Source organism: Lactococcus sp. FSL K6-0773 (assembly GCF_038006485.1).
Lineage (GTDB): Bacteria > Bacillota > Bacilli > Lactobacillales > Streptococcaceae > Lactococcus > Lactococcus lactis.
In genome coordinates this window covers 342,401-368,517 of the sequence record NZ_JBBOVF010000001.1, presented here as the reverse complement: position 1 = coordinate 368,517, position 26,117 = coordinate 342,401, and the positions used below count along the sequence as shown (strand labels likewise).

At 35.2% G+C, this 26,117-nt stretch carries 18 protein-coding genes; 2 read left to right on the top strand and 16 right to left on the bottom strand.

All coding sequences use genetic code 11. The features are described 5' to 3' along the window. Positions 1-90: 90 nt before the first annotated feature. Both MHB61_RS01820 and MHB61_RS01815 read right to left on the bottom strand, forming a co-directional pair. Positions 91-1,890 (bottom strand): 1-deoxy-D-xylulose-5-phosphate synthase, encoded by a 1,800-nt coding sequence (locus tag MHB61_RS01820; protein WP_137016722.1) that lies wholly within the window; start codon positions 1,888-1,890, stop codon positions 91-93. Between the two features lie 249 nt (positions 1,891-2,139). Beyond that, complete coding sequence (locus tag MHB61_RS01815; RefSeq protein WP_003130113.1) at positions 2,140-2,559, bottom strand: MarR family winged helix-turn-helix transcriptional regulator; 420 nt, start codon at positions 2,557-2,559, stop codon at positions 2,140-2,142. A gap of 181 nt (positions 2,560-2,740) precedes the next feature. Between MHB61_RS01815 and MHB61_RS01810 the strand changes: the two genes are divergently transcribed. Then, on the top strand, positions 2,741-3,646 hold the full coding sequence (locus MHB61_RS01810; protein ID WP_003130111.1) for a magnesium transporter CorA family protein: 906 nt from the start codon (positions 2,741-2,743) through the stop codon (positions 3,644-3,646). Between the two features lie 104 nt (positions 3,647-3,750). Continuing rightward, entirely contained in the window at positions 3,751-5,130 is a 1,380-nt protein-coding gene (locus tag MHB61_RS01805) for an MATE family efflux transporter (protein WP_063283691.1), read from the top strand. A gap of 43 nt (positions 5,131-5,173) precedes the next feature. On the opposite strand, the gene MHB61_RS01800 is transcribed toward MHB61_RS01805, so the two are convergent. The 14 genes from MHB61_RS01800 to MHB61_RS01735 all read right to left on the bottom strand — a co-directional run bounded on the left by MHB61_RS01800 (position 5,174) and on the right by MHB61_RS01735 (position 25,855). Further along, complete coding sequence (locus MHB61_RS01800; protein ID WP_003130106.1) at positions 5,174-6,919, bottom strand: MFS transporter; 1,746 nt, start codon at positions 6,917-6,919, stop codon at positions 5,174-5,176. 228 nt (positions 6,920-7,147) lie between these two features. Continuing rightward, on the bottom strand, positions 7,148-8,689 hold the full coding sequence (gene guaA / locus MHB61_RS01795) for a glutamine-hydrolyzing GMP synthase (protein WP_003130105.1): 1,542 nt from the start codon (positions 8,687-8,689) through the stop codon (positions 7,148-7,150). A 208-nt stretch (positions 8,690-8,897) separates the two neighbouring features. Further along, positions 8,898-9,773, bottom strand: a complete 876-nt coding sequence (scrK, locus tag MHB61_RS01790) for a fructokinase ScrK (protein WP_003130103.1) — start codon at positions 9,771-9,773, stop codon at positions 8,898-8,900. A gap of 102 nt (positions 9,774-9,875) precedes the next feature. Then, positions 9,876-10,757, bottom strand: coding sequence for an ROK family protein (locus MHB61_RS01785; RefSeq protein WP_003130101.1), 882 nt, complete (start codon positions 10,755-10,757; stop codon positions 9,876-9,878). Positions 10,758-10,793: 36 nt separating this feature from the next. Next, entirely contained in the window at positions 10,794-12,221 is a 1,428-nt protein-coding gene (locus MHB61_RS01780) for a glycoside hydrolase family 1 protein (RefSeq protein ID WP_137016719.1), read from the bottom strand. A gap of 29 nt (positions 12,222-12,250) precedes the next feature. Next, on the bottom strand, positions 12,251-12,859 hold the full coding sequence (locus MHB61_RS01775; RefSeq protein ID WP_003130097.1) for a YesL family protein: 609 nt from the start codon (positions 12,857-12,859) through the stop codon (positions 12,251-12,253). A gap of 114 nt (positions 12,860-12,973) precedes the next feature. Beyond that, on the bottom strand, positions 12,974-15,745 hold the full coding sequence (locus tag MHB61_RS01770) for an endo-beta-N-acetylglucosaminidase (RefSeq protein ID WP_063283689.1): 2,772 nt from the start codon (positions 15,743-15,745) through the stop codon (positions 12,974-12,976). A 63-nt stretch (positions 15,746-15,808) separates the two neighbouring features. After that, the gene (locus MHB61_RS01765; RefSeq protein ID WP_003130094.1) at positions 15,809-17,356 is read right to left on the bottom strand and encodes a glycoside hydrolase family 13 protein; all 1,548 of its coding nucleotides are present in this window, start codon (positions 17,354-17,356) and stop codon (positions 15,809-15,811) included. Further along, positions 17,349-18,326 carry a family 20 glycosylhydrolase gene (locus MHB61_RS01760; protein ID WP_003130092.1) on the bottom strand — a complete coding sequence of 326 codons (978 nt, stop codon included), beginning with the start codon at positions 18,324-18,326 and terminating at the stop codon, positions 17,349-17,351. The genes MHB61_RS01765 and MHB61_RS01760 overlap by 8 nt, the downstream gene beginning before the upstream one ends. A gap of 77 nt (positions 18,327-18,403) precedes the next feature. Then, positions 18,404-19,855, bottom strand: coding sequence for an ABC transporter substrate-binding protein (locus MHB61_RS01755; protein WP_003130091.1), 1,452 nt, complete (start codon positions 19,853-19,855; stop codon positions 18,404-18,406). Between the two features lie 101 nt (positions 19,856-19,956). Next, a complete protein-coding gene (locus MHB61_RS01750; RefSeq protein ID WP_003130090.1) occupies positions 19,957-20,877 on the bottom strand; it encodes a carbohydrate ABC transporter permease in 921 nt (306 codons plus the stop codon). A gap of 55 nt (positions 20,878-20,932) precedes the next feature. Beyond that, positions 20,933-21,865 carry an ABC transporter permease gene (locus MHB61_RS01745; RefSeq protein ID WP_003130089.1) on the bottom strand — a complete coding sequence of 311 codons (933 nt, stop codon included), beginning with the start codon at positions 21,863-21,865 and terminating at the stop codon, positions 20,933-20,935. Next, positions 21,862-24,561 carry an alpha-mannosidase gene (locus MHB61_RS01740; RefSeq protein WP_137016717.1) on the bottom strand — a complete coding sequence of 900 codons (2,700 nt, stop codon included), beginning with the start codon at positions 24,559-24,561 and terminating at the stop codon, positions 21,862-21,864. Before MHB61_RS01740 ends, MHB61_RS01745 begins: the two co-directional genes overlap by 4 nt. Before the next feature lie 34 nt (positions 24,562-24,595). Continuing rightward, positions 24,596-25,855 (bottom strand): glycoside hydrolase family 125 protein, encoded by a 1,260-nt coding sequence (locus MHB61_RS01735; protein ID WP_043994803.1) that lies wholly within the window; start codon positions 25,853-25,855, stop codon positions 24,596-24,598. Positions 25,856-26,117: the final 262 nt, after the last annotated feature.

Genomic DNA, 26,117 nt, shown 5'->3' with positions numbered 1-26,117 from the left:
ATAAAAAAAGATACTAGTTAATCGCTAGTATCTTTTTTAGCTATTTATTTCATATTTTATCTAGCAAATAAGCTCTGTCTTCAAAAATTATTATTTAGAAAATATTTTCTTAAAAAAATTAGGTCCTTTAGATTCTTTGGTTGCTTCAATAATATCAGTTGCCATAAGTTCTGGTCTTATGTGATAACGATTGTAAAGTTCTTCTTTTGGAACAGCATCAATAAACTCAGTATCTGCACCATATACAAGTGTTTTTATCCCTTTACTTGCCAAATAGGTCGCCACTTTTTGACCAAATCCCCCATCTTTAGTGCCATCTTCAATCGTAACAAAGAGTCCATGAGTTTCAGATAATTTGTCTAAAGCAGCTACATCCAAAAGATTTGCAAAGAATGGATTTACAACCGTTGGATTAAATCCTGATTTTTCAAGTTCTTCTGCGACATTTTCAGCTTTCTCAAGCATTGCACCAAGTCCTAAGATTGCAACTTTTTCGCCAGACTTAACAACTTCATACTGAGGTTTACTAAAATCAGTAATTTTTGTTGGGCGATTTTCCAAAGTATGCTCTGGCAAGTGTATAAATACTGGATGTTCATGTTGATTATATGCCCAATTAAGCATTGCAAAAAGGTCTTCTTCACTTGTTGCTGCAAGGTCAATTACATTGGGAATATTTGATGTTTGACTATAAACAAAACTTCCTTGATGAGTATCGTTTGTTCCGCCAATTTGACTATTACTGATAATAACAATTGCTGGTTCTTTATTCAGTGCCAAATCATGGTTAAGTTGGTCATAAGCACGTTGTAAGAAAGTTGCATTTTGGAAAATAATAGCTCGAGTTCCTGCTGCTGCGATTGCTCCACCAAGTGTCACTGTATATTGTTCAGCAATTCCTCCATCAACATAATTTTTTGGATGATTCTTAGCAAATTGTGACAGGCCAAAGAACATTGGAATTGCGGCATTAATGGCGATAAGATTGTCACCTTTGGCTAACTTTTCTTCCATAAAGTCAAGAAATACATTATTATAGCTACGAACGATATTGGTTGAGCTATTGACTGGTTGACCTGTAGCAATATCAAAGGGTGCAAAGACTTGGTGCATTCCTTCTTTATTTTCAACTGCTGGTTTATAGCCATGTCCTTTCTCTATGTGGATATGAAGAACAATTGGCCGATTGATATCTTTTACTGATTCAAAAAGGACAATCAAACTTTGGATATCATTTCCCTCCTCAAGGTAACGGTAATCAAGCCCAAATGATTTAAAAAGATTATTTGCTGAGGTTCCTTTACTTGCTCGCAGATCTGCAAGATGTTGATAGATTCCTCCATGATTTTCGGTGATGGCCATTTCATTATCATTTACAATAATAATAAGATTCCCGTTAAGTGTACCTGTGCCATCAAGTCCCTCAAATGCAAGTCCTCCTGAGAGCGCGCCATCACCAATGATGGCTACAATATTTTCTTTTTTTCCTTGCACATCTCGAGCCAAGGCGTATCCCATAGCTGTTGCAATAGATGTAGATGTATGACCGACTCGTATAAAGTCATGTTCATTTTCTTCAGGGTCTGTATAGCCTGTTGTTCCAGAAAATTTGTCTTTGTCAGTAAAAAATTCTTTACGTCCCGTTAAAACTTTATTCGGATAGCTTTGATGACTAACGTCCCAAATTAATTTATCAACAGGTGAGTTAAAGACTTTATGTAAAGCAATAGTCATTTCTACCACACCAAGATTTGGTCCGAGATGGCCCCCTGGATATTGACTGACACGATTAAGAATTGCATCGCGTACATTTGTAGCGAGCTCTTCTAGTTCTAGCGGTGTAAGAGCCTTGATGTCTGTGGGGTCATTTACTTTGTCTAATACTGTCATAATTTTTTCTTCCTAGTTCTATTTAGATTATAAAGCTGCGAGTAAAATTTAATATTATTTAAGTTTAATAAGCTAATATATCATTGACGTTTACGTTTGTAAACGATAAGGGAATTATACTTTTTTTATATTTTACTTGTCAAGAAATCTGTCATCTTTTTTAAAGAAAGTCTATAATATTATTTTGGGAAACGCATTGGACTGAAATAAAAAAAGACTAACGTAATTATTAGTCTTTTTCCTATTATCTTATAAATTGTCATCGATTTTTTCTAAGAGTCTCAAGAATTCAGCTTGTTCTTTCTCGGTCAAGGGTTCAATCAATTTCTTTTCAGATGCTTCAAATATTTGATTAATCTGATTAATAATTTTTAGCCCTTTGGGCAAAATATAGATATTTTTTTGACGTTCATTCTCTTTAGGAATTCGTCTTTCGATATATCCTTTTTTTTCCAAACCTTGGAGCATACTTGTTATACTTGCTCCTCGTCTATTAAATACTTCTGCTAAATCTTTTTGGATGAGACCTTTATCTTGATTTTCTGCAATATATGCGATTACTCTAGCTTGTTGATGATTCACTTCTAAATCTTTCATCATTTGACTAGAGGTCATCATTGATTTTTGTGAAATAGAACGAAATAAATTTGAATAGATTGTATTAGCCATTTGGAGGACTCCTCTTATTTGATTTGCTGTTTCTTATTTCTTAGTATAATGGTCTTTTATTCATTTGTCAATTTATAACAATTAGATATCTAACAGTTAGTTCTTGACATTTCCATTTATTTGATTTATGATAATTCTTGTTAGTTAGAACTCTAACTATTTTTTAAAAAAGGAGAATCAAATGTCTGAAAATTTAACAAGAGAATGGATTAATTTCTCAGACCAAAAACTGTTTGATAAAAGTTATCTCTCAAAAACATATCACATTCCGGAAGAGTTCTTATCTTATGCAACAGATAAAGACGAGAGTGCTCGAATAGAGATTGACGATGAAACTAAAAGTCTACTCATTATTTTTGATATGCCATTTGAAGATCAAACAGATGTGGCTTATTATTCATCGGGACCTATGAGTTTTATTGTAACAAAAGAGGTCATCATCACAAATGTAGCGGATAAAAAGATGGCAACAATCTTGAAAAATTCAAAACTGCTTCATCAGTTAAATCCAAAACATAAGACTTCTTTTGTCCTTCATTTCATGCTAGCTATTGCCAAAATTTATGTCGATAAAATTAGAATTCTCAATCGTAAAAGAATATTAATCGAACAAACTTTGGGTAAGGCACCGAAAAATGAAGACTTGATTAATTTGATGAAAATTGAGCGAAGTTTAATTTATTTCATTATGTCCTTGAAATCAAATTCTTTAGTCATTTCTAAAATTAAAAGTGGTAAATATTTAAAACTTTATGATGATGAAAAGGAACTTCTTGATGATTTAATGATTGAAGTTGACCAAGCTTTTGATATGTCTAATATTTCAAATAGGATTTTGAATGAGATGACTGATTCTTATGATTCAATCATTAATAATAATACAAATAGTGTCATGAAATTTTTGACCTCTTATTCAATTATTCTGACTATTCCTACCATCATTTTTAGTTTTTATGGTATGAATGTTCCTCTGCCCTTGACTAATCTCCCAAAAATATCTTGGGAAATCATTTGTTTACTAGCCCTTTTCTTGTCAGTTTTACTGACTCTCTTCTTCGTCAAAAAAGATTATTTTTCTAAACGATAGTTTTGGGTTGATAAAACAAAAAATAAGTATTATGATATTCTAATAGTTAGATATCTAACTATTAGAATATCTATCATTTCGATTCAGAAAGAAGAACAATAAAAATGAGTAAAAAATCCAACTCTTATTATCTTAAGGAAGCGCCCATCAGAAAAGCAATTGCTCACTTATCAATTCCCATGATGATTGGAATTTCCGCAACAACAATCTACAACTTAATCAATGCCTACTTTATCGGCCTTGTCCATGACACAAATATGATGTCAACAATCACTCTAGGTTTAACAATAACCATTGTTTTTATGGCCATCGGAAACCTTTTTGGTGTCGGAGGTGGAACCTTTATCACTCGCCTGCTAGGTTCTGGCGATAAAGAAAAAGGAAAGAAAATCGCTGGTTATTCTTTTTATATGAGTTTAATCATTGGTTTACTTATTGGGCTTGTTTCTCTTTTCTTTTTAAGTCCAATCGCTCATATTTTAGGAGCAGACGCCGCAACTCTTACTTATACTAAAGAATATGCTGCAGTTTTATTAGGTGGTGGTTTTAGTATGATTTTAAACTATGGACTGGAACAATTAGTTCGTGCAGAAGGTGCCTCAAAAGAATCAATGTATGGAATGTTCGTTGGGGTTGCGACTAGTATTGTCTTAGATGCCCTCTTTATCCTAGTTTTAAATCTTCATGTCATTGGGGCTGGACTTTCAATGGTGATTGCAAATCTAGCTTCTACAGCTTATTATGTCTGGTTTTTAGAAAATAAAAGTGAATCGCTTAAAGGATTTTTAAAACATTTTAAAATCAGTTTAAAAGACCAATTTGAAATCTATAAAATTGGGATTGCAGAAGTTTTCAAATCAGCATTTATGATTGTCACAACACTTTTGTTAAATCACTTTTCTGTTCAATATGGTGATAATGTTCTTGCTAGCTTTGGGATTGCCCTTAGAATCACTCAACTGCCTGAATTTTTGACCATGGGACTCTTTTTGGGGGCCATTCCACTCTTTGCCTATAGTTTTGCTTCAAATAATACTCAACGATTAAAAGAAGCACTTAAAGAGTTAACTCTTTGGATTGGCGGAATTTCTATTCTCTTTGCTTTAATTGTCTATCTTTTTAGAGTTCCTGTCATGCAACTCTTTACTGATGATAGTGCAGTAATCAAAGTGGGCTTAATCGTACTAGCCGCACAACTGGTTTCATCTGTCTTCAATGGTTTTTCGGGATTATTTACTGGAATTTTTGAAGCTTCTGGTCTAGGTGCACAAACTGGGGTAATGTCTACTATCCAAGGGATTCTTTATATCCCAATCGTCATTATCTTACATCATTTTTACGGATTAACTGGCCTCATCTGGTCAATGACCCTAACAGAAGGAATTGCCTTTGTAGCAGGCCTCATCATGCTTATCCCTTATTTATTAAAATTAAACAATGGTAAACTTATGGAAAATCAACCTGAATTAGCCGTTGCTGAATAATATATTAAAAACGAGGAAATTTATGGCCTCGTTTTTTTATATATTATTTTCCAGTCCAGACGTATTTATCATAATTTAAGCCTGATAAAGCTTCAATTGTTTGTTTTGTTTTGAGGTCAGCTGACTCTTTAGCATTTTTTACTGCCACTTCTCCCCCAATCGAATCAGCCTTTTGTAGACGTGAAATTTCTTCAACCAAAATAGCATGTGTTTTTGAATTAAGTTTAAAAGTAAAAGCATTCCATAAAGCAATCAGCATCAAGCCTCCAACTAAAAACGTCATCAGCATAGCAATTCCAAAGCCCGCACTTTGAATCTGATGTTCTAAAGTAGAACTTGTTACCAAATGGTGAAAAGCTTGTCTGGTCGTCACATGGTGCACTTGTACATAATTTGACATTTTGTCTGCCACATTAGAAACATGTTGGTTATATCCAGCAGCTCCCATAACCGCTCCAATGACAACATTAAAGACAATATTAGTGAATTTACGTACAAAAGTCATAGCTCCAGCAAAAACTCCTGCCCGCTGTTCTTTATGAATGATCATATCAATATCAGGAATTAAAGGAAAGACGACCCAAGGAAGGCCCCCAATGATGTTACGACCCACAGTGAAAACACAAGTTGTAAAAATGATGAGTCCCGTAATCTGAGCTTCTGATAAACTTCCTCTTGTGAAATAAACAATACCATAAGTGATACATGCTAAAATACCAATGCCAAAACCAATTAGGTAAAGCAGGCGTGGTCCAATTTTGGGGTGATTAAAAAGCCATGCTCCAAATGGTGTATATGCAATTGTCATAATCAATAAGGGTGTCGCTAAAATAAGAGCTGCTTGCGCTGGATCAAATGTTAGAGTTGGCAAAAACGAAATCGTCGCAAAGATAACAAAAATAGCTGTAAAAGAATCAATAATCCCAAAAGTAGAGAAATAAAGAACTAGATGTTTACGAAAAGTTTTAATCCTTAAGGTTAAAAGTAAATTAGCAATATTTTCCAAGAATAACCTAGCAGGAGTTTTAGCTCGTTTTCTTTCTTCATCTAAGTGTCGCAACATAAGTTCTATCTTTTCTTTAGAAATCAGAATAGGGTCCCAAGAAGAAAAGTAAACAAAGAGTGTAAATATAATCCCAATCACACCCCAAACACAAGCTGTTGCAAATAAGGCCCAGGCGGAAGTTTGCATTCCATGTTCAGCAGGTAAAAGTTTCATAAAGAGAGTTGGGACAAAAGCGATTAAGGGTTGTGCTAAACCTGAAGCCCACATTCTGATTGACCCCATTTTATTACGTTGTGTATATGTAGAGGTAATTTCTGCAGGGATAGCTTCCCAAGGAATGAGAACTAAATCCAAACAAAAGTCAAAAAGTATAAATGACACAAGATAATAAAGCCAAGAAAGGCCACCTGCCATTGGAATCCACATCGCTGCAAAAGCAATCGAAGTTGGAATTGCAAAAATCAAAAAGAAGCGTCTACGCCCATATTTTCGGCCGAGTGCAAAGTGATAAAAATTATCTGAAATAACAGCAACGGCAGGAGCCCAGAACATATCTATAACGAGTCGAGCTGAAATTAAAAGTGCAGCTAATCCAGGATTAACCCCACCAAAAGAGGTCATAAAATATAAGAGCCAGGAACCAATAAGGCCACCAGTTCCTCCATTAAACATATCCCATGAACCAATTCCTAAAGCTCGATGAAACCCAATTACTCCTTCTGCTTTGTTTGTTTTGAAACTAAAAAATTCCCTAAAAAAATTTATTTTTTCATTGTCAACCATAACCTTCTCCAAATTTAAATATATTTCTTGAAAGTAAAAAGTTACAATTATATTAGGTTGCAAATTAAAGATTTTTTACTCTTAAATATTGCAAAACATAGTTACACCTAATTAATTTCAAGCAAATCAAGTATAGCGCTTTCAAAGCGATAAAATTGATTAATATTACGTAATCTTTTAGGAAATAATGCTATTGAACAATGAGTGCTAGTTTTAAAATTTTTTATTCTATTGCCACTCAACAGTTGCTGGTGGTTTGCTCGTAATATCATAGACGATACGGTTGACGTGGTCCACCTCATTAACGATACGTTTTGAGATTTTTTGGAGAAGATCCCAAGGAAGTTGGGCAAAGTCAGCTGTCATTCCATCAATTGAAGTGATGGCACGAATAGCTAGTGTATAGTCATATGTTCGTTGGTCTCCCATGACACCGACTGATTTCACATCTGTATTTACTGTGAAATATTGCCAAACATCACGTTCAAGACCTGCAGCAGCAATTTCTTCACGAAGAATTGCATCTGATTCACGAACAGTTTCTAGTTTTTCTTCTGTTAAATCACCAAGGACACGAATGGCAAGTCCTGGTCCAGGGAAAGGTTGACGCCAAACGATTTCATCAGGCATTCCAAGTTGTGTTCCAAGCGCACGAACTTCATCTTTAAAGAGTGTATTCAATGGTTCAATCAATTGGAATTGCATATCTTCAGGAAGTCCACCAACGTTATGGTGTGATTTGATTGTTTGAGCTGTATCTGTTCCTGATTCAATGACGTCGGTGTAGAGTGTTCCTTGGGCAAGGAAGTCAACACCTTCTAATTTGTTTGCTTCATCATCAAAAACATAAACAAATTCGTTACCGATAATTTTACGTTTTGTTTCTGGGTCTGAAAGGCCAACAAGTTTGTCCATGAAGCGTTTTTGAGCATCTACTTTGATGATATTAAGACCAAATTTTCCGCCCAATGTCTCCATGACTTGGTCAGCTTCGCCTTTACGAAGGAAACCGTGGTCAACAAAGATTGATGTCAATTGGTCACCGATGGCACGTTGTAAAAGTACACCTACAACTGATGAATCAACACCACCTGAAAGTCCAAGAAGAACTTTTTTATCGCCAACTTTTTCACGAATATTTTTGATTTGCATATCAATGAAGTTTTCCATTGACCAGTTCCCTTTTGCTCCACAAATGTTAAGCGCAAAGTTTCTGAGCATTTCTGTCCCGTGAACTGAATGACGAACTTCTGGGTGGAATTGGATACCGTACAAGTTGCGTTCTGTATTTTCAACAGCAGCAAATGGACTGTTTGGTGAAGTTCCGACAACGTGGAAACCTTCAGGAATAGCTGTTACACGGTCACCGTGGCTCATCAAAACATCTTGAACTTCGGGAGTTCCTGCAAACAATGCTGATTTTCCAGTAAGTTGAAGTGGGGCAACACCGTATTCGCGTTCGCCTGCTGCTTCTACCATACCGCCGAGCTTGTAGCTCAACAATTGCATTCCGTAGCAAATACCAAGAACTGGCAAACCAAGTTCAAAGATTTCAGGATCAATATCGAATGAACCCTCATCATAAACTGAATTTGGACCGCCTGAAAGAATAATACCGATTGGATTAATCTCACGAATTTCTTTGGCTGTAACTTTGTGACTCATGAGTTCTGAGAAAACACCGATTTCTCGGATACGACGCGCAATAAGTTGATTGTATTGTGAACCATAGTCGAGTACAATGATTTTTTCAAGTGTAGTGTCGGACAAGGGACCCTCCTCTAATAAGGTGCAAAAGTCCGAATTCCTGTTGGAAAGTTCGAACTTTTGTTCAATTATTTTATTAGATTTATTCTATCATAATTTATTGTTTTTTGCAGAGATATTTGTGAATAAATAAAATAAATTTTAGAAAAATCGTATGATAGTGATTACATTTATTTTTACTGACGAAAATGAAAAACTACTGACAAAGCTGTCAGTAATTTTTTTCATCTAAATCTTTTGCCAAAGCAAAATTTCCAATCGTTGCCGAACCATTATTTGCGACTGACGGAGTCATAATATAATCTGTCAGTAAATAGGGAACGTGGACATAACCTGCCATTAATTTTGTGAATTCTTTGCGCACGCGCTCAATCATATGTGTCTGGGTCATAACGCCACCACCAAAAACAATTTTCTCAGGTGCAAGTGCCAAGGTTGTATTAACGGCGATTTGTGCAATGTAGAAAGCTTGAATATCCCAAACTTTACTGTCAGCTGGAATATCTTCTCCACGAATTCCTAAGCGGGCTTCAAGGGAAGGACCGGCTGCCACTCCTTCTAGACAATCACCATGAAATGGACAAACGCCTGCAAAATTAAGATCGTCTGGATGACGCTTCACATATTGATGACCCATTTCTGCATGAGAAAATCCTCCAATAAATTTCCCATCTTGTACGGCTCCTCCACCAATTCCTGTTCCAATTGTGAAGTAAACCAATGATTTTCCGCCAGTCACAATCATCTCACCGTAAGCCGAGCTATTGACATCGGTAGTGAAAACCATCGGAATATCAAGTGCGGCTTTGAGTTTTCCTAATAAATCAACATTTGCCCAACCAGCTTTTGGCGTGGTTGTTATATAGCCATAAGTTGCACTTTCAGGCTTGATGTCAATAGGCCCAAAAGAACCAACTGCCAATGATTTAACAGGATTTTCTTTAAAAAATTCAATGGTTCTAGTAATTGTTTCTTCGGGACTAGTCGTTGGAATTTGATTTGTTTTTAAAATGTTAAACTGCTCATCACCAATCGCAAGTACAAATTTTGTTCCGCCTGCTTCGATTGAGCCATAATGATTTGTCATAATTTTTTCCTATAATTTGTTACTTTTTATGTTCTATTTCGTATAGTATTAGTGAAGGAATTTTCTGTCAGTAAAAAATATTACTGACAGAAAACTTCTAGCTTATTTGTCAGTCTTATTTGCGTAAGTTTGTGAAAAATCTACCGCTGCACCAATTAAGTTGGCAGAATTTCTGAATTCACAAGTTACAATTTCTGGCATAAAAGTCGCTACTTCAATAATTTCCATGATTTTTTGAAGTTGTTTTTGTAGTTCTGGAATTAACCATTCAGCTTGGGAAACCCCTCCGCCAATAATCACTAATTCTGGATCAAAAGAATAAGTCAGATTAAAAATCCCTTTTGCGACATTGTATAGAAAAATTTCTTTTTCTTCATTAGCTATTTCATCACCATTAAAGGCTTTTTCAAAAATTTCGATGGCATCAAGAGTTTCACCTGTGCGTTTATTATAGCGCTCAGCCATTCTAATCGTTGTTCCTAATGTTGAAAAAGAATGTTCATCATCCATGAGCATAAAGCCAAATTCACCACCAAAAAGATGTTTCCCATGATGAACTTTCCCATTCATAACTACAGAACCGCCAACACCTGTTCCAAACACAAGAAGCAAAACATCTGACAAACCTTTTGCCGCACCAAATTTCACTTCGGCAAGCGCTGCACAATTGGCATCATTTTCGATAGAAACAGGTAAACCAAATCGTTTTTCTAGTTCAGCATGAATATCAAAATCATGAATATAAGGGAGAGCACTTGCTCCTTCAATGACACCAGTCGCTTTATTTACTGCTCCTGGGGAACTAATAGCGACACCACAAACATCAGAATTTTCCTTAAATTGTTCAACGACTGCTGTCAGTGATTGATAAAATTGATCCAGATTATCAGGAGTTCCGAAAGCACCCTCTTCTCCTAATTTTCCGTCAGCAAATCTTGCATATTTAATGCTTGTTCCACCAATATCTATTGTTAATAATGACATATTTCTCCTCCAAATTTTCTTATATTTTAACAGAAATCATTGATTGTATTTTTCTAAAATTGAATCTGGAACTTGTAAAAGTGATGAGTCTGTTAAATTTTTATACCAATAAGCTGATTTTTTTAAAGTTTTCACTTGGGTATGGATATTCAAACTAATCAAACCATAACGATTTTTGTATGAATTACGCCAACTCCAGCAATCAATTGGTGTCCAAACATGGTAACCAAAACAATTGGAGCCTTCTTGAATCGCTTTATGGAGCCAAAAAAGATGTTCTGTTGTAAAAATAATTCGATAATCATCTTGGATTTGTCCCTCTTCATCTTTGAAATGTTCTTCATTTTCTACGCCCATCCCATTTTCAGAAATAAACCAAGAAATATTTCCATAATCTTCTTGAATTCGCTTGGCAATTTCGTAAATGGTTTGTGGATGTATCTCCCAACCTCTGTCAGCATTCATCCGCACCCCACGTTTATTGAACGATGCGTAATATTTGTCGGGACGCCAATCTTGAGCGAAACTATCACTAGAATATTCAGGTTCTTGTACTCGACTCGGATGGTAGTAATTAACTCCCAAAAGGTCCACTTTGTTTTCCTTAATCCGTTTCAAATCTTCTGCTTCCGACTGCCACAAGACATTTTCTTCTTGTAAAAGGCTGACTAATTCTTCTGGAAATTCTCCCTTTATTGATGCATCTAAAAAGAGGCGATTTTGCCAAAGGTCTGCCATTTCTGCTGCTTTTAAATCTTCTATTTTTTCAGTTGCTGGATAGGACGGAGTTAAATTTAAAATGATTCCAATTCGTCCTTCAGGATTTTTATTGATTTTTCGGTATTGTTCAATCGCAAGAGATGAGGCGAGTTGCAAATGATAAGCCACTTGAACAGCTTTTTTTCCATCAACAATATCAGGATAATGGAAACCTAATAGATAAGCACACTCAACGACAACCATTGGCTCATTAAAAGTAAACCAATCACTCACTCGGTCGCTGAATTCAGCAAAACATTTTGCTGCAAAACCTGCATATAAATCAACAACATGAGGACTTTCCCAGCCTCCATATGTTTTTAAGAGTTCAACTGGTAAATCAAAATGATTTAAATTAATCATCGGGCGAATCCCTTGCGCTATAAATTCATTAATTACAGCATTATAGAAATCAACCGCCTTTTCATTTACCGTATTCTTTTCTAAATCATCTATCAAACGCGACCATTGAATACTTGTCCTTATTGATTTTAGACCAGCAGCCTTCATTAATTTTATATCTTCTCGAAAGTCATTGAAAAAATTACTGGCTGTATCAGGTCCAATTCCGCCCCAAAAACGTTCTTGATAATGGTCAAAATCATAATCAAAAACATTGTCATGCTGCTTTTTAAAACGTCCTTCAGTTTGTGGGCCACTCGTTGCTGCTCCCCACAAAAAATTTTCTTGGAATTTTAATTCCATTTTCCACCCCTCTCAGTAACTCTTCTTTTTTACTCTGCTAACTGTTCTTCGACTTTCAAACGCCAAGTTTTTGTCACACTTAAAGAATAAACTTGTAAAAGGCCAATCAAACCAAAGAGAATCATGCCTTTAAATTGCCAAGTCAAAACAAAGATAAGGACAATCCCAAATAAAAGTTTTAGATAGGTTTTAAAACTAATAAAATTTGAAATAAAGCTCATTTTTAATAAGTTTCCAAAACTAATTTCAAATTGACTATCAAAAATCATTGTATATTCAAAAGCGGTCATAAGATAAGTTAAACCAAAGAATAGAATGAAATCAATCACCAAGAAAAGTAAACCTTGGATTTGTACTGAAAGATATAAATTATAAGCGAGCAAAAGACTCAAAGAGGTATAGAGCCAAAAAATGATATTTGCTCTTAAAAAGTCTCGCTTGAAAATTTGATAAGCCTGTTTCACTGAGATTGACTTATAGTCAAAACCATGTTCCAAATACAACTCTGTTACCACTTTAAAGGCAGGACCAAGTCCAAAAACAAACAGCCCTGTGAGCGCTAAGAGCCAAAATATCAAGGTCAATTTAACAACGACCCAAATTCGAATAAAGAATTCTTCTAGTGCTTTTCCAATCATTTTTCTATAACTTTCTAACTTTTATTACTTCATTATAACACTTTTCCAATGAAATGTTAGGGTTTTCATGATAGCCTTTTCTTTGCTTTTATGGCAACCTTTTACAGCCCTTTGTCAGCTATTTTTTTGTCCTAATACTTGTATTTCATATAAACGAACAGCGGTATCTGCTCCTTGTGTTGGTTTAGTGGCTGTGATTCTAACGTAACGCGCTTCTGTCTGTTTGAAAGAATCTTTGGTTTCTCCCAATTTATTTTTCTTAACGTTGACAACTTCTGTCCAATTTTGATTATCCTTTGAAATCTCAATGGTGTAATCAGAAGTATTCATGTCAGGCGATTCTCCTCCTTTTTGCGCATGGTCAATCAGGACTTGATTGATTTTTTCTGATTTTCCAATGTCAATTGTAATATTGTGTTTACCTGGGCCAACGGCACACCATTTGGTATTTAATTTTCCATCAACTGCTTTTGGTCCTGATTCAGATTCATTAGTGAAACTGTCTACTTGAACGGATTGATTTAATGCAAAATTTGTTAATTCTACTGGTTGATCAATTACAGTAATCAGTTCAGTTTGAGTGACTGAATCTTCTTGTCCTTTTTCATTGATGACCGTTAATTTGACGGAATAACTCCCTGCTTTATCAAAACTTACTTGAGGATTCTTTTCTGTAGAAGTAGCGGGACTTGCACCATCAATATCCCATTTATATTTGACGGAAGCTAGATTAGATTGATTCATTAAAGTTACTTTTTCACCAATTGTAACTAGGGTTTTATCTGCTACAAATGCCGCTTTAGCTAATGAATTATCTGGCCATTTCACAGAGGTCGTAACTGAATGTCCAGATTCTCCAGCCTTATTAATTGGGACAATTTCAAATTTTGTTGAATTGATATTTTTGCCGCGTTTTAAGGCATTAACAAAGAAGGCATTGATATTGCTTGCTCCTAAAAATTCTTTACTTCCATCATCATTCAACTGATAGATTTCATAAGTAGAAAAATTATTTTTATTTGCATCTGATTTCCAAGAAAGTCTAAAACCGCCTACTGTTCCTTCTTCTTCAAAAGCTTCATCAGTTACTTTTGCATCCGAAAGTGCGATTGGAGCGACTTTTTGACCATTGGTCAAAGTCATTTCTCCTAGATTAATGGCTTTAAAATCCATTGCTTGATCAGATTTTATGCTTAAACCGATTTTTTTGATTGTTTGACCTTCAAATTTCTTAACATCAAAACTTATTTCTGACCAATTCTCAGTCAGGCTTTTATCTCCTGCAATGCTAACTTTTTGACCATTTGCTAGTTCTAAGATTGCAGAAACTTTAAGCGCTTGGTCTGAGCGCATACTAACAGAGAATTTTGCTCCCATAGCAATTTTCAAATCACTAGCAAACAATGTGATGTTTGAGCTTTTGCCTGCATCTAAATGTTCAGCCATAAATTTCAGTGAATTTCCACCGTTATAAGCATTTGCAAAGTCGAAGCTTGGACTTATTTTATTTTTTCCTTCGTTGTCAATAATCCAGCGGTAAGATGGTAAAATACCTGCTAAACTGCGGTCGTTCCAATCCATTTCTGAGATTTTTTGACCAGCTTTAAAATAGTTATAACCATTTCCTAAATTAAAATTAGTATTAAATTCATTACCGCTTATTGCTGATTTTTCCAGAACATATTTGGAAAGTCCTGTCCATGATTCATTAACAGAGTGATCAACTTGACGAGGGTCTGCTTTTTGATTGACCCAGAATGCTGATTCACGATTTTGAAAATCATCCCAATTACTTGCGTTAGTGTAGGTAGCGCTTGCTGCATAGAGTCCAATTGATGTTTGAGTGGCTTGATTTCCTTTTTCTAAAAGGTTCCATTTAACTGGAGTTTGGACGTCTTTCGCTTGCACATCTATTCCGGCATAAATATTATAAGGGTCAATATTGTGATTTTTAGCATAGAGATTCGATTTTTCAAGTAATTTTTGGTCGGCCAAATTATTTTGAGTCCACCAGAAATTTAAAAACATCGCGTCTGCTGCTTTATCTTGTACAAATGTCGCATTTTGGTCATTTAACTGATTTTGCCAATCCACTTTTCCATCTTTAGTCATGGCATCATACCACATGATTTGAAGACTAGAATCTTCTTTTTTCACCTGTTGAATCAAGGCTTTCATGTTAGCTGCATCGTCAGCATTTAGCCCTTGGGTTTCTTCATTGATAAACCAACCCTCAAATCCATAAGTCTTGGCAACCTTAACCATTTGACTGGCAAATGGATATTGTCCTTGCTCATCTTTTTTGAGCATTGTTTTGACCCAATCTACTTTTCCACCGTATTCTTTAGGCGGCAAGAAAATTGTTCCAAGTACCGGAACACCATTGCTGTGTGCTTCATCAATAACATCTGCTGACGGAGTTACAATTATTCCTTCACCAGATGAGCCACCCCAATAAACCAGTGTGTCAATATATTGCCAATAATCAAAAGTATAGCTCTCAAATTTTGTCGTGCCCCGCGAAGGATTTCCAGAAGTTTGTGAGTTCATCATCGACAAGGCGACAATTTTTGTCTTTTTGTTCTGATTTTGATTGGATGGACTTAGTTTATCAGGAGAAATTCTTTTGGTAAGTGGCACTCGGGATTGATTGTAAACTAAATCTTTGTCATTTTCCGCTGACCATTCTAGAAATTTATCAGGCATCCAATAAGATGAAATGGGAGCATTCTTACTTTGGTAATCTGGAATTGCTTCTGCTGTCACTTTATAATTAGCTTTCACATGTTTTGCTGGAGTTCCAAAACAAGCTGTCAGTAAAGTTGCAGATGCCAAAATTCCTGTAGAAAGGCATATTCTAATAAAAAATTTTTTCGATTTTTTCATAAAATCCTCCAATAAAATTTATTAATCAAGATTTTTTATTTCTAAAGCAAAAGCTTGCCAAGGTTAAATTTCTATGTCTGTCAGTAAATCTGGAAAGCTGTCATTACTGATGATTTCATTTTTTTTGACAAAAGAACTTTCAAAACGTTGACTTGAATTTGATAAGTTGGCGACCACCAGAAAAGTTCTTGTTGTCGTTTTTCTCAAGTATGCGAAGATTTCGTCAGCACTTTCAAGTAATTCAAAATCTCCTTCTATCAGCCAATTTTCTTGGTGACGAAGTTTGATTAACTTTTGATAAGTATAAAATACAGAGTTAGAATCACTGACAGCTTGGTCAGCATTTATTATCTTAGTATTAGGATTGATAGAAAGCCAAGCTTTCCCTTTTGTAAAACCAGCTTTCTCATCACTGGTCCATTGCATTGGCGTCCTAGCATTATCACGACTCATTTCTCGCAAAACTTTGATAATTTCTTCTTCTGACTGTCCTTCTTTTTTTCTGTCAGTAAAATATTCATGTGATTCTACGTCATTTATTGCTGACAGATTTTCAAAAGGAAAATTGGTCATTCCTAATTCTTCGCCTTGATAAATAAAAGAAGTGCCACGCATCAAATGAAAGAGAATTGCAAAAGCTTTGGCTGATTTTTCTCTGTATGTTCCCTCATCTCCCCAAAAAGAGACAATGCGTGGCAAATCATGATTGCCTAGAAAAAGAGAATTCCATGCTTCATTTGGCGTCAATTTCTGCCAAGCGGTCATTGCTTCTTTTAGCTTTGGAACATTTAAGGGGAGTTTTTTCCATTTGTCCCCGTTTCCTGCTGATGTCAATAGATGCCAGAAGCCAAAAACCATTGAAAGTTCATGACGATTGGGGCCACTATATAACTTTGCTAATTCTGGTGAACTTGACCAAGCTTCACCAACAGTGAGATAGTCCTTTTTACCAAAAGTTGCTAAATTCATCTCTTTTAGGTAATCATGCAGTTTTGGACCATTAACCGTGATTTCTTGTTCTGGTTTTTTTCCAATCAAATCAATGACATCTAATCTAAAACCAGAAATTCCCTTAGCCAACCAAAAATTCATCATCTTATGAATTTCCTTACGCACTTCTTCATTTTCCCAATTCAAGTCAGGCTGCTGTGGACTAAAAAGATGAAAATAATATTGTTGAGTGCTTGAGTCATAAGTCCAATTTTTAAATTCTCCAATCGGTTGATCCCGCCAAATATAAAAATCTCTTCTCGGATTATTTTTAGATTTTTTGGATTCTTTAAACCACAAATGTTGGTCAGAAGTATGATTGACAACCAAGTCCATAATGACACGAATATTAAGTTGCTTTGCTTTTTCTATGAGCGCTTCAAAATCAGCCATTGTTCCAAAAAGTGGGTCAATTTTATAGTAATCACTAATGTCATAACCATTATCAACCATCGGGGATTGATAAATCGGAGATAGCCAAATACCATCCACTCCTAGTTTTTCAAGATAAGTTAATTTCTCTATTATTCCATTGATGTCACCAATTCCGTCATCATTTGAATCCTTAAATGACCGGGGATAAATTTGATAAATGACTGCTTTTTTCCACCAATTATTCATCATTTCCTCCATAAATTTTCATAAATACCGGAAGTACCTTGCTAAGATCGTCTAAAATTTCACTGACAGACTTAGCTGCAGCATTGTCAGCCCAAATCGAAAAGTAAGTTCCTCTGACAGCTTTCATCTCTTCTTGATTTAAATATTGCTGACCAGAAAATTTTTGAATTTTTCCTTCCCTTTCCAGTTTTTCAGCCGTTGGATAAGAATAGCCTGCTTCTTCACCTAAAACATAATAAAGGTCATTATCACAAAAATTTATTAAGGTATAACCCTTAGTTAACCATTCTTTGACTTCTGCCATCCCTTTGTCCCAGTTTGTCCAATAACAAACCTCCACATTTTTATTCAAAGGAACCAATGACTGAAGGTCTTTTCGTAAAAATCCATCATTCCAAATACGAACTTGTTTTCCTTTTTTCTGCAAATGCTCGGTCAATTGATTAACATAGTCATAATAAAACTCTAAACCACTTGCCTTATTTCCATATTTTTCCCGAGTTTTCTCCACTAAATAAGGATATTTTTCAATTTGCCGAAAATCAATAAATTCATCAGCCCCGATATGAAAAGTATCTGAATCTGGGAAAATATCGACTATCTTATCAATTATTCCCATAATCCAATCAATGACTGCTGGATTAGTAACATCTACCGCTTGTTGATTGCTGTCAGGTAGTGCAAATTCAGGATTTTGCTCTAATAAGGAGCCCATGTGACCTGGACTATCAAAATCAGGAATCAAAGTGATTTCGTGTGTTTTTGCAAATTCTTTCAATTCTTTGAGCATATTTTCTGAATATTTTTTACTGACAGGGCTGTCAGTAAAATTTAGCGCAAATCCTTCATTTTCATTGAGATGAAGTTGTAAATGTGTCAGCTTATGCTCTTGAAGTAAAAGAACTAATCTTTTTAACTCTGCTATTGACCAATATTTTCGTCCAATATCGACTAATAATCCTTTTTCCATAATAATTCCAATAAAATAAGACCTCCAAACTAGTTTCAAAATGAATTTAGAAAGGAGATCTTGGATTTGTTTACCTCTTATTTATTTTTTAGATAAGTATCATATTGACTTTGCATTTCTTTTTGAACTTTATCATAACCTGCTTTTTTCAATTCAGCTTTGAGTTTTGGTAAAGTTTGAACTGGGTCAACAGATCCTGTGTTCAATTGATCCAAATATTGACTCATGACATTTGATAAGTTTGAAATTTCAGATTTCACTTTTGATTGGTCAAAAGTAAAGCCAAGCAATGGTGAAACTTTTGCATCTTTAATTGATTGGTCACGTTTAGTAATCATTTCATTGGTAACCGCATCAGTTGTATAAAGAATGGCATTATTTCCTGTATTCCAAGCAGCCATATGTTTTACACCTTCACTGTATGAAGGAAGTAATTTAATTTTCTTATCACCAGTTTTTTCCCATTGTTGTCCTTCAACACCATAAACTAAACCATTTAAAAGTTCAGCGTCACTATTGATGATTCCAAGTGCTTTAACCGCTTCTTCTTTATGTTTAGAGGTATTTGAAACAACGAAGTTAGCCATACGAGCTTGGTCAGTTGTAATCAATGGATTAGTTACTGCTTTAGATACAAGTGTTTGTCCTGCTGCTTGAGTCAAAATAGTATCACCGTAATCGTAAGGACCTTGTGTTTCGACACGAGCGAACCAGTTATTTGAATTCAAGTCAAATGCAGTATTTGAAGTAGCTGCATCGGCCGGAATTAAACCTTTAGTATAGTAATCATGCATTTTCTTCAAATTATCAATATAGGCAGGAATGTCATAAACATTTTGGATTTTTTTACCATCCCCTGTTGTATCTACAGCAAATGGCAAACCATTTCCAAGGACATAGTCAACATTACCTGGTGTTTTGAAACCTTGACCAATGGCAAAAGCTGCAACATTAGGATCTTTTTTATGGAATTCTTCAATCACTTTTTCAGCAGAGGCAAATGAATCAACGCCGTCAATTGATAAATTATATTTATCCAAATATTGCTTGTTAAAAGTAATCACTTGTTGAGCATAAATATTACCATTTACAGGATATCCATAAAGTTTTCCATTGATTTTATTTCCCTCAATGTAAGCAGGATTAAGTTCATTATAAGCTGTCTTGGCATATTTAGGGGCTAAATCAGTTAAATCAGCAAAGGCACCTTTAGCGGCATTTGTTGCATAATCTTGGGCAAAAGCAATGTCATAAGCTTCACCAGATGAAACGATGACGTTCATTTTTTGAGCGTAATCTCCCCAACCAATGTAGCTAATATCCAATTTCACACCAGCTTTTTTCTCAAGAATTTTATTAGCGTTAGCCATCAATTCTTTGTAATTGTCTGGCTTATCACCAATCTGGTACATGTGTAAAGTTGTTTTACCAGAACTACTTTTTGACTTCGCAGATGAACCACAAGCCACAAGTGTAAAGGCTGCAAGCACTGATACGGTACCGAGTGCAACTTTTTGATAATTTTTCATTAGAGTATGCTCCTTTAGGGTTTCCCCAATTTTTTAACTTTATTAATGTTTGCGCTTTCTTTAAGCGTCTAAATTTACTCTGCTAAATAAGCAGAGTCTTCTTATTCTTTAACGCCACCAATGGTTAAACCTTTGACAAAATAACGTTGGAAGAATGGATAACTAATCGCAATTGGTAAAGTTGAAATGATAACAATTGCCATACGTGCTGATTCACCAGGGAGAGCCGCTAAACCTCCGGCAATCTGTGAGCCTGCTCCTGCATTTTGTGTTAAGAATTGTAAGTTGTTTTGAACTTTCATCAGCAAATATTGCAATGGAATCAATTTATCATTTGAGATATAAAGAAGAGCATTAAACCAGTCATTCCAATAACCTAAGGCCGCAAAGAGGGAAATGGTTGCAATCCCAGGTACTGCTAAAGGAAGAACAATTTGAGTGAAAATTCTAAGTTCACTTGCTCCGTCAATTCGGGCAGATTCAATAATTGAATCTGGAACTGAACGTTTAAAGAAAGTTCTCATAACAATGATGTTAAATGGCGAGACAGCCATTGGCAAAATCAAAGCCCAAATTGTATCTTTCAATTGTAGAAGGTTAGTCATTACCAAGTAATTCGCAATCATCCCAGGTGAGAACAACATAGTGATCAAACAAAAGATTGTAAAGAATCGACGGAAAGGAAAGTTATTTCTAGAAATCGCATAAGCATAAAGTGAAGTTGCTGTAGAATTAATTGCAGTCCCTAGAACCGTAACAAGTACTGTGACAAACAATGATTGCAACATTTTATCTTTCATTTGGTCAAATAAGAATGTATAAGCATAAAAGCTCCATTCTCGTGGCCAAAAGCTATAACCGAATTGTTGCAAAGCCGACTCCTTTGTCAGCGAAATGGCTAAGACAAAGAGGAAAGGTAAGACACAAGAGATTGCAAAAAGTGCAATGACGATATTAAAAACAAAGTTGACTGGACGATTAAATCCTCGAACAGATAATGAGGCTATTTTTTTCTTTTTCATATATTATTAGCTTTCAAGTTTGATAAAAGGCTTGACCTACTAGCTTCCTCCTTTCTTAGAATAATGCTGAATCACTATCAAGTCTGCGGGCAAAGAAGTTTGTAATCATTAGAAGAATGAATCCTACTACCGATTGATAAAGCGCTGCTGCCGTCGCCATTCCTAAGTCACCAGTGTTAGCTAATCCATTATAGATATAGGTATCAAGGACCTGCGTTACTGGTGTCAAAGCACCTGATTGTCGTGGAACATTATAGAAAAGACCAAAGTCAGCACGGAAAATATTTCCAACGGCTAAGATTGTCAAAATCGTCATCAGTGGAACAACTTGAGGAATGGTAATATTTTTAATCTGTTGCCATTTTGTTGCTCCATCAACCATTGCTGCTTCATAGTAGGTTGGGTTAATTCCCATTACTGTTGCAAAGTAAATAATCGAATTATAACCAATTCCCTTCCAAACTCCAATGAAGAGGATGATGAAGACCCAATATTTTGGTTCTTGATACCAATTGACTGGCATCCCACCATTATGCATAATCATTTGGTTGAAAATCCCTTTGTTTCCTGGTGCCAAGAAGGCATAAACAAAGTAAGAAATAACAACCCATGAAAGGAAATAAGGAAGAAGTGACATCGTTTGATACACTTTTACCAACTTTTTATTTCTTAATTCACTCATGATAATTGCAAACGCAATAGAAATAATCAAATTCAGTGTAATAAACCCAACATTATAAAGAACCGTATTTCTTGTGATATCAAAAGCAGCACCAGAAGAAAAGAGGAATTCAAAGTTTTTAAATCCTACCCAAGGACTATTGGTCAAACTGGCCAAAAATCCATCTGGATCAATATGAAAATCTTTAAAAGCCACCACATTTGCAAATACTGGAATATAAAAGAAGAATATCATCCAAATTGCACCTGGCAGAGCCATAATTATCAGTGCTTTATAGCGCCAAATATTCCGAAAAAATTTTTTCATTGATTTTTCTCCTTAATCAACAAAGTCCAGATTTCGTGAGCTGCAATTTGTGTTTGTGAGTCTGCTTCAATTTCATCTTCGAGTAAATTAAGTAATTTCGCTTCTTCTTCGAGCGCTAAACTTAATGACTGACCAGACATATTGTAGCCTCGTAAAACTAGACCATTATCTGATTCGCGACGTTTCAATGCCGTGATAGCAAATTTATCAGTATCAATTTCTAATATTTTCCCAGCTGACGGTAAAGTTTTTTCTGCTGACGGATTTGTCAGTTCTACCGTTGAAAATGGAACTTGTGCAACATAAGCATGTTGATAAGTTTCATAACGTTCGTAAGCCGGTCCATGAAATTCTAAACTATAGTTAAAAGTATGACGTCCTAAAGTTTGAGCCTCTGGTGTTGGGAAGTAACCCCAATCACCAAGTTCGCCAACTCCTCTAAGTAAAGTTAATGCAATATTTGCACTGTCAGTAATTTCGTATTCATTTAAACCAAAATTACCAACAGTTAAACCATATTCTTCATTATGAAGATTAACGAAAGCTTGCTGATGCTGTGGATTTGTTGGATTTTCCCAAGTTTCAGGCATAACATTAGGTCTTGTCACTACTTCATAAATACTGTCAGCTTCGTGATTTTCGCTTGTTAATCCCGCTGGGAATAGTACACGAAGTCTGTGATCTTTCATTTGATTATCAATGCTTGTTTCAAAATCAACTTTTTTTGAATTTTTACGTACAGTGATTTTGCTTGTTACCTCTAAAGGTAAAAGTTTATCAGAACGACCAGCATTACGATAACGGAATTCCAAAACCTTTTTTTGTTCCTCATCCAATAATTCGTCAGCAGATTCAGGAATCATCAGCACTTGTTTAAGCTGAACTTCGGCAATTTCTGCTCTGTCAGTAATAATTGAAAACTCAACAGGACTGTCAGTAGAAAGAATTGGTTTGGTATTTTTAGGTTGGAAATAGATATATTCATTTCCAATATCACCAGTGTCTTCAAAGACAAGCAAGTCTTTAAAAACTTTATTGAGCGACTTATCAAAAATACTCAATGTTCCATTATGATTAACTGTCAGTTTCAAACTTTCATTTTCAATAGTTTGACCAGAAATCATACTTTCATTATTACTGACAGAACTATTATCAAAGCTGTCAGCATCGTCAGTAAGTACCAAATCAAAACTTTCCCAAGAAAAAGCACTCATTTCATTTAAAAATAATTTCACTTTCACAAATCGTTTCATGTAAGGAACTCGGAAACGATCTTTCGGTAAATCATAATCAAATAAGACTTCTTCTTCACTGATTTCAGCTGGGACTTCTTGACCTTCACGATTGATTACTTTATAAGTTGACTTAGGCTGTGTCTTAAGTTCATCATAAAGTTTTTCAGGAATTCCTTCTTTAAATAATTTACGCTCAAGAACTACTTCAACTTCAGCCTCACCTGTTTTAGAATGTCCAGCTGTATTAAAAACTACAAAAGGATGTTGGCCTTCAAAGTCAATCACTTTAGCGAGTTCAAACAATGCATCATCAGCAAGATATTTTCCTACTTCATTCGCTTTTTCAAAACGTGTCATCATTTCACGATGAACTTCGTCAACAGAGCAACCACAGATACTATCATGTGGATGATTTTGCATCAAAGTTTTCCAAGCATAAGTCAATTTGTCGTGCGGATACTCTCCTGTCACCCGATAAGCTAAACTGGCGAGAGGTTCTGTAACATTTTCTAACTGACGCTCAACTTTTGTATTCCATTGTTTGAGATAAACTCGACTCGAAGCCGTATTTGCTAAAGTGTACCAGCCATCAGTTTCCTGTGAGGTTAGTTCCCCTGTTACCGTAGATAAGTTTTCAGGCAAATCTGACCTTACAGCTTCTAAATAAGTTGGCCAATTAGAATGAACAAACTCATAATCTGGGAAAAGTTCATTTGCCAAGCGAATCGCTTTGCTCAAATCTTTCTGAACTGGTTGATGATCCACGCCATTCATCATTAAGAGATGTGATGTCGAAGCAAATTTTTCAACATCTGCTAATTTTTGATTCCAAAAGTCAAGTGCTGCTGTTTTTTCAGCAGGAATTTCATTTCCATTTGAATACCAATTGGCAAATAGAATTCCAAGAATTTTTGTCCCATCAGGACCTTCCCACCACATTTCTGAAAATTGTGAACTATAGGCTTCCTCTGATTGTTCCAAAACTTGATTATCAAACCCGATTGGCTTCACTCCTCGACCAAAAGCTGCAGCGATAAGTCCTGCCGCTTTCATTATTTGTGGCGTTTGGCCCATATTCCCAAAAGTATCAGGGAAATACCCCAACTCAACTGGAGCCCCCCAACGCTCCGATTCTTTACGCCCAACAAGCATATTACGAACGTTTGATTCAGAACTAATGAGGAAATCATCTTGTAAGATATAAAATGGACCAATTTTCAATTTTCCAGCTGAAATTGCTGCTTGTACTTCCTCACGACGCTCGGGACGTACTTGCAAATAGTCATCTAAAATAATCGTTTGTCCATCCAAATGAAAGCTATCAAACTCAGGATCTTCCTTGAATAAATCAAGTAAATCATCCACTAAATTGACTAAACGCATATGATGTTCTTCATAAGCCATATACCATTCTCGATCCCAATGACTGTGAGAGATGATATGTACCGTTTTCTTTTTCATAAAGCTCTATCTTTCTAAAACTAATCTCATTAACTTATTTTTCAATTCGGATATCAAAATAATCCATGACTAACTCACAAAACATCATATTAGCCCAGCTAAACCATTCTCTAGTGTAATTTTGTGGATTATTGACATCAAATCCTTCATGCATCAAATGTGTTCCAGCGTCTGTTTCGACCAAATGATTTAAGATTCGTTCTTTTTCGCTCTTATCATTTGTAGTCATTCCTTCCATTGCTAAAGCAATTGGCCAGACATAATTTTCTGGTGTATGACTAGAACCAATTCCTCGTGCATATTTTCCTTCATAGTAATAAGGATTTTCTTTACTCAATAAAGTTTGTCGTGTTTTCAAATAAACTTCATCTTCAGCCTGACAAAATCCCAAATATGGAGCTGCAATCAGATTGGGAACATTGCTATCATCCATTAAAGTTTTGTTCCCAAGTCCATCAACATCATAAGCCCAAACTTCTTCGCCTTGTTGATTTTTAGTTTTGGCAAATTTCTCAAGTCCCTCTTGAATTTCATCTCTAAGAATCTTTGCTTCATTTGCAATTTCTTCATTAGATAGAAGCTCAGTAAAAATTTCCTTGATATAATCCAAAATAACAACAGCAAACATATTTGACGGAACCAAATAACCATACTCACAAGCATCATCACTTGGTCTAAATCCTGACCAAGTCATCCCAGTGTAGGCTGTCTTGGCTCCTTTTCCATCTCTTATTAAAGTATCTTCATGTCGCTCAGTATCTCGAACAAAATGGTAGGGAGAATCCTCATGATTTTGTTCTGTTTTAAAAACATTCAAGGTGTTTTTGACTGCTTTGATAAATTCTTCATCAAAATGTTTGGTATAACCTGTGTTTTTATAGACTAAGTAAGCGAGTTGAATAGGATAACAAAGGGAGTCAATCTCATACTTCCTTTCCCAAATCCAGCCTTTGTGTTCATTAAAGTTGGTATGGTCTGTCTGATGCCCAGCAAAGTTTTCACTTTCGTTGAAAGCATTAGCATAAGGATCTAGATTAATATATATCATTTGTTTTTTTACTAAACCAACAATCAAATCACGAATTTCTTCATCTTCACGTGCAAGTACCAAATAAGGTCTCATTTGAGCTGTCGAATCTCGTAACCACATTGCTGGAATATCACCTGTTAAAAGAAAGGTAGTCCTGTCATCATGCACTCTTAAAGTAGTTTCAAGTGTGTTTGAGAAAGAATGATTAAAGTTTACAGCCCACTCTTTATGTTCTTCTCCACAAAGAATTGTTATGTCATTCATAAACTTTTTAACAGATTTTGGAATATTTGCTTTCACTGCATCTCCTTTTAAAATTTATTTGATATATCATTTAAGGTTATTTTAATATAAATTTTTATATTTTGCAAGCGCTTTTTTATTAAAATAAGATTAATTGTGTTATCTATTTTTATTTTTTCTGAATTTTATAGAGGTAAAAAGCCTATTTTTATCATTTTCACTTGTAAAAGACTTGTTTTTTTATAAAAAAAGAGTAAAATATGATATATCAAATAAAATACAA

Coding starts and splice junctions, on each gene's coding strand:
- MHB61_RS01820 (WP_137016722.1), bottom strand. CDS start 1,890: ATGACAGTATTAGACAAAGTAAATGACCCCACAGACATCAAGGCTCTT.
- MHB61_RS01815 (WP_003130113.1), bottom strand. CDS start 2,559: ATGGCTAATACAATCTATTCAAATTTATTTCGTTCTATTTCACAAAAA.
- MHB61_RS01810 (WP_003130111.1), top strand. CDS start 2,741: ATGTCTGAAAATTTAACAAGAGAATGGATTAATTTCTCAGACCAAAAA.
- MHB61_RS01805 (WP_063283691.1), top strand. CDS start 3,751: ATGAGTAAAAAATCCAACTCTTATTATCTTAAGGAAGCGCCCATCAGA.
- MHB61_RS01800 (WP_003130106.1), bottom strand. CDS start 6,919: ATGGTTGACAATGAAAAAATAAATTTTTTTAGGGAATTTTTTAGTTTC.
- scrK (WP_003130103.1), bottom strand. CDS start 9,773: ATGACAAATCATTATGGCTCAATCGAAGCAGGCGGAACAAAATTTGTA.
- MHB61_RS01785 (WP_003130101.1), bottom strand. CDS start 10,757: ATGTCATTATTAACAATAGATATTGGTGGAACAAGCATTAAATATGCA.
- MHB61_RS01780 (WP_137016719.1), bottom strand. CDS start 12,221: ATGGAATTAAAATTCCAAGAAAATTTTTTGTGGGGAGCAGCAACGAGT.
- MHB61_RS01775 (WP_003130097.1), bottom strand. CDS start 12,859: ATGATTGGAAAAGCACTAGAAGAATTCTTTATTCGAATTTGGGTCGTT.
- MHB61_RS01770 (WP_063283689.1), bottom strand. CDS start 15,745: ATGAAAAAATCGAAAAAATTTTTTATTAGAATATGCCTTTCTACAGGA.
- MHB61_RS01765 (WP_003130094.1), bottom strand. CDS start 17,356: ATGAATAATTGGTGGAAAAAAGCAGTCATTTATCAAATTTATCCCCGG.
- MHB61_RS01760 (WP_003130092.1), bottom strand. CDS start 18,326: ATGGAAAAAGGATTATTAGTCGATATTGGACGAAAATATTGGTCAATA.
- MHB61_RS01755 (WP_003130091.1), bottom strand. CDS start 19,855: ATGAAAAATTATCAAAAAGTTGCACTCGGTACCGTATCAGTGCTTGCA.
- MHB61_RS01750 (WP_003130090.1), bottom strand. CDS start 20,877: ATGAAAAAGAAAAAAATAGCCTCATTATCTGTTCGAGGATTTAATCGT.
- MHB61_RS01745 (WP_003130089.1), bottom strand. CDS start 21,865: ATGAAAAAATTTTTTCGGAATATTTGGCGCTATAAAGCACTGATAATT.
- MHB61_RS01740 (WP_137016717.1), bottom strand. CDS start 24,561: ATGAAAAAGAAAACGGTACATATCATCTCTCACAGTCATTGGGATCGA.
- MHB61_RS01735 (WP_043994803.1), bottom strand. CDS start 25,855: ATGAATGACATAACAATTCTTTGTGGAGAAGAACATAAAGAGTGGGCT.